Origin of the sequence: Brockia lithotrophica (assembly GCF_003633725.1) — a bacterium.
In the GTDB taxonomy this organism is placed as follows: Bacteria; Bacillota; Bacilli; order Thermicanales; family DSM-22653; genus Brockia; species Brockia lithotrophica.
The window spans coordinates 526,529-535,302 of the sequence record NZ_RBIJ01000001.1 but is presented as its reverse complement, the minus strand read 5'-3'; the positions used below and the strand labels follow the sequence as shown (position 1 = coordinate 535,302).

8 protein-coding genes and 1 pseudogene are annotated in these 8,774 nt (G+C 55.0%); all 9 read left to right on the top strand.

What is annotated here, in order from left to right; translation table 11 throughout:
* Positions 1–893, top strand: an 893-nt coding sequence (locus tag C7438_RS02450) for a glycosyltransferase family 4 protein (protein WP_147401971.1), incomplete at its 5' end; no start/stop codon positions are given.
* Positions 883–2,136: a glycosyltransferase family 4 protein gene (locus C7438_RS09000; RefSeq protein ID WP_147401970.1), complete on the top strand. Its 1,254-nt coding sequence runs from the start codon at positions 883–885 to the stop codon at positions 2,134–2,136. The genes C7438_RS02450 and C7438_RS09000, both read left to right, overlap by 11 nt.
* Positions 2,137–2,385: 249 nt before the next feature.
* On the top strand, positions 2,386–2,814 hold the full coding sequence (locus C7438_RS02440; protein WP_353653302.1) for a glycosyltransferase: 429 nt from the start codon (positions 2,386–2,388) through the stop codon (positions 2,812–2,814).
* 105 nt (positions 2,815–2,919) lie between these two features.
* Entirely contained in the window at positions 2,920–4,485 is a 1,566-nt protein-coding gene (locus tag C7438_RS02435) for an O-antigen ligase family protein (RefSeq protein WP_121443735.1), read from the top strand.
* A gap of 20 nt (positions 4,486–4,505) precedes the next feature.
* A pseudogene (locus C7438_RS02430) lies at positions 4,506–4,768 on the top strand (transposase); the annotation flags it as partial.
* 48 nt (positions 4,769–4,816) lie between these two features.
* Positions 4,817–5,983, top strand: coding sequence for a glycosyltransferase family 4 protein (locus tag C7438_RS09355; protein ID WP_121444056.1), 1,167 nt, complete (start codon positions 4,817–4,819; stop codon positions 5,981–5,983).
* Positions 5,967–6,770, top strand: a complete 804-nt coding sequence (locus C7438_RS02420) for a WecB/TagA/CpsF family glycosyltransferase (protein ID WP_121443734.1) — start codon at positions 5,967–5,969, stop codon at positions 6,768–6,770. The genes C7438_RS09355 and C7438_RS02420 overlap by 17 nt, the downstream gene beginning before the upstream one ends.
* A gap of 18 nt (positions 6,771–6,788) precedes the next feature.
* Positions 6,789–7,838, top strand: a complete 1,050-nt coding sequence (gene gmd, locus C7438_RS02415) for a GDP-mannose 4,6-dehydratase (RefSeq protein ID WP_121443733.1) — start codon at positions 6,789–6,791, stop codon at positions 7,836–7,838.
* Positions 7,831–8,772 carry a GDP-L-fucose synthase gene (fcl, locus tag C7438_RS02410; protein WP_121443732.1) on the top strand — a complete coding sequence of 314 codons (942 nt, stop codon included), beginning with the start codon at positions 7,831–7,833 and terminating at the stop codon, positions 8,770–8,772. The genes gmd and fcl overlap by 8 nt, the downstream gene beginning before the upstream one ends.
* Positions 8,773–8,774 lie beyond the last annotated feature (2 nt).

Sequence of the window (8,774 nt, the reverse complement as noted above, 5' to 3'; positions counted from 1 at the left end):
TCGGCGCACGTTTTGACCTGGTGCAGATAGTGGAAAGCAACCTTTTCTTTGGGGATGTGTCCTACGCACACTTTTGCCACCGGGCTTACCTCCGTGATCATTGGAAGAAAGCCGGGGCGAAGGGGCTTCGGGGATGGCTTCGCTGGCTGGACCACCGGCTTCACGCCCTTGTAGAACCGTGGACCTACCGCCGAGTAAAGAGGATCGTGGTCCCTTCTCAGGGGTTGAAACGGGAACTTGAGGAAACCTACCCCTTTGCGCGCGGGAAAATCACGGTGATCTATAACCCCGTGGACGTGGAACGCATGGCCTCTCCGCCCAACTTTGACCGGGAAGCCTTTCGGCTTCAGTACGGCGCACAAAAGGAGGACCTGGTTCTGGTCTTCGTGGCCCTTGGTCAATTTGAGCGCAAAGGGCTTCACATTGTTTTAGAAGCGCTACGCCATCTAAGCGCCCCCCATGTTAAGTTGTGGGTGGTAGGAGGAGAGGCGGATCTCGTAAAGGTATGGGCTAAACGTGTGGAGAGACTAGGATTAAAGGGTCAAGTCTTTTTCTTGGGTATGCAGAAAGAAGTTCGCCCTTTCCTGTGGGGAGCAGATGTATTTGTTTTTCCGTCTGCCTATGAGGTGTTTTCTTTGGTGAGTCATGAAGCCGCCGCCACTGGCTTGCCCCTTATTGTTACGCCACTTTACGGAGTAGAGGAGTTCATGCGGGATGGGGAGACGGGATTCGTGGTCCCGCGGACGGCGGAGGGCGTTCAGAATGCTATTGAACGATTTCTGGCACTACCAGCCGAAGAGCGGGCTCGTATGGGATTAGTCGCAAAGAAATATGTTCAAAGGTTTGATTTAGAGAATTTTATTAAAAATTGGAGGGATTTTTATGGAGTATAAAAATAATGGTCATATACGTGTTTTCTTAGTAGGACATGCAATCTCCCCAAACAGGGGTTCTGAGCCAGGAAATACTTGGAATTGGGCCTGGGAGCTCTCGAAATACACCAATGTAGATGTTTTTGCCTATCCTCAGCATCGTAAAGAAATAGAGAAATTTATTTTGGAACATCCTAGGAACAATTTACGTTTCCATTGGGTAACTTTGGATAATTTCGATCCTTGGCATCCAGAAAAAGGAGAAAGTGGATTACGTTTTCATTATATTTTATGGTTAAGAAAAGTATATAAAATTATTAAAAATTTAATTGACAATATGCAAGAACCTATTGTTGTTCACCAAGTAAGTTGGAGCACGGTAAGTACCCCGCCACCTATTTTACAGGGGGTCCCAATAGTTTGGGGTCCTGTGAGCGGAGGACAAGTAGCCCCGGCGTCTTTTCGGGATTTCTTTGGTAACGCCTGGCCAAAAGAAATGGTACGCTCTTGGAGGGTGTCTTTCTATCCTTTAATACTTGGTTGGGGACGTCGTGTGTCTTCATTGCCACTCATCTTAGCTGTAAACCGCGAGACCGAGGCCCTTCTCCGGAAAGCTGGAGCGAAGCGCGTAGAGTTCTTTCTAGACTGCGGCGTCCCTTCCGGATTTGGCTTGCCTAAGCCTCAAGAAGTCGCACGCCCACCGGGGCCCCTTCGATTACTTTGGGCAGGGAGGTTGGACTTTATTAAGGCCCTCCCCTTGGTGTTGATGGCCTTACGCCGTGTTCGGGTTCCGGTAGAACTCTTAGTGGCGGGAGATGGTCCTCTGAAGCTGCAGTGGCAAAGCGCGGTACAACGCTTGGGTCTTAGCGACAAAGTGCGCTTTCTCGGCCGCATCCCTTGGGATAAGATGAAAGAAGTATTTCAGGAGGCTCACGCTTTTGTCTTTACAAGTTTGCGCGATGGTTTTGGCTGCGTTGTCCTCGAGGCCATGTCCTTTGGACTTCCTGTGATCACCCTGGATCACCAGGGAGTGGGCACTTTTCTCCCTGCCGACGCAGCCATAAAGGTGCCGGTCCGAACTCCGGAGGAAACCTTTCAGGCCATATCTGAAGGGATAGAACGCCTGGCTTTGGATGAAGACTTGCGTTTGCGCATGTCTCGTGAGGCATGGCGTTTTGCCCAAGAGGAGCGCTGGGACAGGCGCGCTGAGCGAATGCTCGCGCTCTATGAAGAGGTTCTTTCGCATGCGCATCGCCGTGTTTGACTACAAAGTCGTTCCTACCAAATCCTATCGGTTCCTGCCATCTTCACATGCTCCAGGCGCTTTGTCGGGAGCACGAGTTCACTGTGTTCGCCGTGGAGTTTGAAAACCCGTGCACGGAGCGCATTCGCTTCGTGCGGGTTCCCGTGCCGAAACGTCCCCTGGCCCTCCTTTTTGTCGCCTACACACCATTTGGTGGTCCCCTTGGCCTACCTTTGATATCGCCTGCGCACCGGCGCACGTTTTGACCTGGTGCAGATAGTGGAAAGCAACCTTTTCTTTGGGGATGTGTCCTACGCACACTTTTGCCACCGGGCTTACCTCCGTGATCATTGGAAGAAAGCCGGGGCGAAGGGGCTTCGGGGATGGCTTCGCTGGCTGGACCACCGGCTTCACGCCCTTGTAGAACCGTGGACCTACCGCCGAGTGAAGAGGATCGTGGTCCCTTCTCAGGGATTGAAACGGGAACTTGAGGAAACCTACCCCTTTGCGCGCGGGAAAATCACGGTGATCTATAACCCCGTGGACGTGGAACGCATGCGCCTCCCAGCTGAGTTTGACCGGGAAGCTTTCCGGGCAGAGCATGGGGTGAAGCCGGGTGAGATGGTGCTCGTGTTCGTGGCCTTGGGCCACTTTGAGTGTAAAAGGCTTCCCCTTGTTCTCGAGGCGCTGATGGCGTAGAGGGGACTGCCTCCTGCGGCTTTGGGTGGTGGGCGGGGAGCCCGACCTGATCCGCTCGTGGCAAAAGCGGGAAGAGGGGATGGGACTTGGCGATAGGATTCGCTTTTGGGGACGCAACAAGATGTATGCCCTTTTCTCTGGGGTGTGGATGCCTTTGTGCTTCCTTCCCTTTACAAGACCTTTTCCTTAGTGAGTTTCCAAGCAACTGCGGCTGGTTTGCCCCTTATTGTTTCGCCCCTCTACGGGGTAGAAGAGTTCATGCGGGATGGGGAGACGGGATTCATGGTCCCGCGGACGGCGGAGGGGGTACGGGCAGATCTGGAGCGGTTTCTTGCCCTTCTACCCCAAGAGCAGGCCCATATGGGAAGGGTAGCTCAGAAGGCCGTAAGAGGTTTGATGTGCCGACCTTTGTCCAGGCTTGGCGGGGGTTGTGTCTATATGCATCCTGACACGGTGAAATTTCCTGTTACAAAAAGTGCGTGCCTAAAGAGGGAAAGTAGGCGCACCTTTCTAATCGTTCTGCTAGTTTTTTCGGCCTTTTTCCGATGGCTTCCCGGAGGTAATCCTCTTGATCCGACGACGGGCGTGCGTGCCCTTGTGGAGATAGGGCTCCTGGGAGTAGTCGAGGTGCTTTCTTTCTTCTGGTGGGCTAAGCGCTTGTGGTCTGCCCTTCTAAACGGATGGTGGCTTCTTCTTCCTTCCGGTTGGGCTGTTCTGACTAGCCTGTGGTCCCCTAGTCCGTCTCTGACCTTTGTTAAGGCTACAGAGCTTTTTGCTATCACCCTGCTCGCTGGAGCTATCTGGAGAGGGTCCCTAACTTTTTTAGATTGGCTTCGTGTGGTTCAGTGGGCCCTGATGTTCCTTGTGCTTTTAGGAATAGGGCTAAACGTGGTTTACTATAACACGCCTTTCTACTACGGTCTTCCCCCCGGTGACGACTCTGCCATGGGACCTACTCGCGTTAGGTTCACCCTGGCTGCGGAACATCCCCTTGTGGTAGGCCATTTATTTGCACTCCTGCTCCTCGTGAGTCTGGCTCTAATGGTACGAAGTCTGAGGCTTTCCTCTGCCATCTTAGTTGCAATATCGCTGTGGGGGCTCTTAGCCACCCAGGCGCGAGCCTCACTGGCGATGACGATAGCAGCACTTCTTTGGGGATTCGAGCGGTCCTACCGTAGGCGTCTAGGCCGTATAGGAGGCTTACTGGAGATTGTCCTTTTTTTGATTGTGGCCTTTTTAATGCCTACATTGGTTTCGGAGACTCTAGAGACCGCATCTGTATACGCACCCGATGTTGATACACTGAATGGCCGGATACCTCTCTGGGAGAGCGTTTTAGAGACTTTGCTGTCAGACTCCACCCTTCTTCTTTTGGGAACGGGGTTTGAGGCCACCCGTTTCTTAACCTACGACCTCGCTTACTGGAATCCGGGCCACACCCACAATGGTTTTTTAGAGATTCTCGCCGGGACAGGAGTTATTGGCTTAGCGTTTTATTTTCCTACCATGTTATTTTTGGTTCGGGCGTCTTTAAATCCCCTTTCAGCATCTTTATCTTTTTATTTCATGGGTATAGCATTTTTTAACCCCGTTTTTAGACCAGAGATATTATGGTTCGTCGTTCTGACCACGCTTCTCCTTGCGCAGAAAGAACAGCAACGGGTCGTGTAAGAATTTATATGTAAGGGACCGTGTTTAATAGGGGGGTACACCTTGGAACGAGGAGATGAGGTGCCCCATGGACCAAGATACCTTGCGGATCTTGCTGAGAGATGCGGTGCGGGAGTCGGTGACCGAAGTCCTACAAAACGGTCCTTGAGTTGGACTGGACGGCGTTCCTGCAGGCACACGGGGGTGCAGGAACGGTTACTACCCCAGGAAGCTGGAGGCCACCTTCGGCCAGGTGGACCTGAAGGTCCCTAGAGATCGGGAATCTCTGTATTACCCGGCTTTCTTTTCATGCTTCATACTTACTACCAGCGACCTGGCGGTGAATAAACACATGCGGATTATCAAGCTTCATACTCACTACCAGCAATCCGGCGGTGAGGACCAGTCTTTCATCGCCGAGGTAGCCATCCTGCGTCAGCGAGGCCACCATGTGGTGGACCTCACCTTTCACAACCAGGAGCTGGACCGCATGCCCCCTTGGCGCCAGGGGCTGGTGACTCTATGGAACTGTGAGGCCTACCGACGGGTACGGGAAGCCATCCGCCAGCACCGTCCGGACCTGGTGCACGCCCACAATACCTTCCCCCTGGCCTCTCCCGCCGTGATCCACGCCGCCAAGGCAGAGCGGGTGCCGGTTGTGATGACCCTGCATAACTACCGTCTCCTCTGCGTAAACGCTCTTTTCTTCCGGGAGGGGCGGGTATGCGAGGCTTGCCTCGGGCGGCTGCCCTGGCGGGGGGTACTTTATAGGTGTTATAGGGAAAGCCGGGCGGCGAGCACGGTAGTAGCGGGTTTGATTGTGCTCCACCGGGTCCTCGGCACGTGGAGCCTGGTGGACCGCTTTATCGCCCTCACGGAGTTCGCCCGACAGAAGTTCATAGAAGCGGGCTTACCGCCAGAGAAAATTGCGGTGAAACCCAACTTTGTCCACCCCGATCCCGGGCCCGGAGAGGGGCGCGGTGGGTACGCCCTCTTCGTAGGCCGGCTTTCCCAGGAAAAAGGTCTGGGAACGCTTCTTAGAGCCTGGGAGCACTTAGGGGGAAGGGTGCTCCTGAAGATCGTGGGGGATGGCCCCCTGGCCCCAAGGGTCCAAGAGGCTCAGGATCGGATCCCAGGGGTAGAGTGGCTTGGCCGCAAAACCCCCGAGGAGGTCTACACCCTCATGGGGGAAGCTGCCTTCTTGGTCCTCCCATCCGAGTGGTACGAAACCTTCGGCCGGGTAGCCATCGAAGCCTTTGCCAAGGGGACTCCCGTGCTTGCGTCGGACATCGGGGCTGTAGGGGAGATAATTTCTCACGGACGGACTGGCCTTAAGTTTCGGCCGGGAGACCCCGAAGATTTGGCCGCCAAGGTAGAGTGGCTGCTTAGCCATCCTCGGGAGCTCGAGCGAATGCGCCGCGAGGCCCGGGCGGAGTATGAGGCCAAGTACACGGCGGAAAAAAACTACGAGCAGCTTATGGCCATCTATCGGGAGGTTTTGAATGAGAGGAGGCGATAGGGAAGTGAATGAAAGGGGAAATCGGCACGCGGACGCGACCCGCATCCTCGGCATGCGCGTTGACCCTACGAGTTACGAAGACGCCACGGCGAAAATTCTCTCCTGGGCCGAAAGGGGGGAGAGTTGCTACGTTTGCGTGGCCAACGTGCACATGGTCATGGAGGCGTACGACGATCCCGGGTTTCGCCGGATGGTCAACGATTCTGACCTCGTGACCCCCGACGGTATGCCTCTCGTCTGGATGATGCGTCTTTTAGGGAAGAAAGATCAGAAGCGTGTATACGGCCCAGAGCTCACCCTCCGCGTATTGGAGGCGGCGGCGGAGAAGGGGATTCCTGTCGGATTTTACGGGTCGAGTCCCGAAGTATTAGGAAATCTTGTAAGCAACCTGGAACGGCGCTATACTGGGCTACGGATCGCTTATGCGTACTCTCCGCCCTATCGAGAGCTCGAGGCGTGGGAAGATGAGGAAGTAGTACGTTCCATCCGCGAAAGTGGGGCGAAAATCCTCTTCGTCGGTTTGGGGTGTCCAAAGCAAGAGCGGTGGATGGCAAACCACAAGGGGAAAATCGATGCGGTAATGGTCGGAGTGGGCGCCGCCTTCGATTTTCACGCCGGACGGGTACGTCAGGCGCCTCCGTGGATGCAGCGTATGGGTCTCGAGTGGCTGTTTCGCCTGTTCATGGAGCCCAGGAGGCTTTGGAAGCGGTATGCAAAACACAATCCGAGATTCCTCGTACTTGCCGCTCTACAGCTTCTCGGCGTGCGCCGTTATGACGCGACTTAAACTTGCGGGGGGACGGAGATGAAAAAGGCCTTAATTACGGGCATCACAGGTCAAGACGGCTCGTATCTTGCGGAGTTTCTCTTAAACAAGGGGTACGAGGTTCACGGGATCATTCGCCGCTCGAGCACCTTTAGTACTTCGCGGATCGATCATCTGTATCGGGATCCCCACGATCCCGAGGCGAGGCTCTTTCTCCACTACGGGGACATGACGGACGGTATTGGTCTCAAGCGGCTATTGGACAAAATCCAACCGGATGAAGTGTACAACCTCGCCGCCCAATCTCACGTCAAGGTATCTTTTGAACAACCGGAGTATACGGCGGACATCGTCGCTTTGGGAACGCTTCGCCTTTTGGAAGCCGTGCGTCTCCACATGGAAGAGACCGAGCGGGAGGTACGTGTCTATCAGGCGGGGTCCTCGGAGATGTTCGGTTCGGCTCCTCCACCGCAGTCGGAGTCCACTCCGTTTCATCCCCGGAGCCCTTATGCGGTTTCGAAGGTCGCGGCCTATTGGTACGCCGTAAACTACCGAGAGGCGTACGGAATGTTTATTGCAAACGGGATCCTCTTCAACCACGAATCGGAGCGGCGCGGGGAGACCTTCGTTACGCGCAAGATCACGCGGGCGGTCGGTCGGATCAAGCTAGGGCTTCAACGCAAGCTCTATTTGGGAAACCTCGAGGCGCGTCGCGATTGGGGGTATGCGCCGGATTACGTGGAAGCGATGTGGCTCATGTTGCAGCAGGACGAGCCAGACGACTACGTGATCGCCACGGGAGAGTCTCATTCCGTGCGCGAATTCGTAGAGGCCGCCTTTGCCGCCGTAGGGTTGGATTGGCGCGACTACGTGGAAATCGATCCTCGGTACTTTCGACCTGCAGAGGTAGACTTTTTGCTCGGCGATCCTCGGAAGGCGCGCGAAAAGCTCGGGTGGCGTCCGAGGGTGACGTTTCAAGAGCTCGTGATTCGTATGGTGGAGCACGACCTCGAACTTGCCCGAAGGGAAAAGACACTTTTGGATGCCGGCCATAACATCGCACTACAGGGAGTGATGGAGCGTGGATAAGTCGAGCAAGATCTACGTGGCCGGGCACAGGGGCCTCGTGGGGTCTGCAATCTATCGAAAGCTGCAGGCGGAAGGGTATACAAACCTCGTCGTCCGGAGCCGCTCCGAGCTCGATCTCACGAATCAACAGCAGGTCTACGACTTCTTTGCCCGGGAACGGCCGGAGTACGTGTTTTTAGCCGCGGCCAAAGTCGGGGGGATTCTCGCAAACAACACGTACCCAGCTGACTTTATCCGCGACAACCTCTTGATCCAGACGAATGTAATCGATGCAGCATATCGCTATGGTGTAAAAAAACTTCTCTTTCTCGGGAGTAGTTGCATATATCCTAAGTTCGCGCCTCAGCCCATGAAGGAGGAGTACCTCCTATCCGGAAAACTGGAACCTACCAATGAACCTTATGCAATCGCAAAAATATCCGGAATTATTATGTGTCAAAGCTATCGGAGGCAGTACGGATTTAATGCAATCAGCCTCATGCCGACGAACTTGTATGGACCGGGAGATAACTTCGATCTGGAGACCTCTCACGTTCTGGCGGCGCTCATCCGGAAGTTCGCGGAGGCAAAGGAGAGCGGTGCCCAAGAGGTGGTCGTCTGGGGTACGGGGACGCCGCGAAGAGAATTCCTCCATGTCGACGACTTGGCGGATGCCGCGTTGTTTCTCATGCTGAATTACGACGACGGCGAGATCGTCAACGTTGGAGTCGGCGAAGACATTTCGATCTCGGAATTGGCGGAGCTCGTCGCGGACGTCGTGGGATACCGGGGAAAGATCGTCTACGACACGAGCAAGCCGGACGGTACCCCGAGGAAGCTCCTGGACGTGAGCAAGCTCACCGCCTTGGGGTGGCGGCCCAGGATTTCCCTGCGTTACGGGATTCGGCAGACGTACGAGTGGTACCTGTCCAATCGCGCGACGGCGAGGCGATAGGG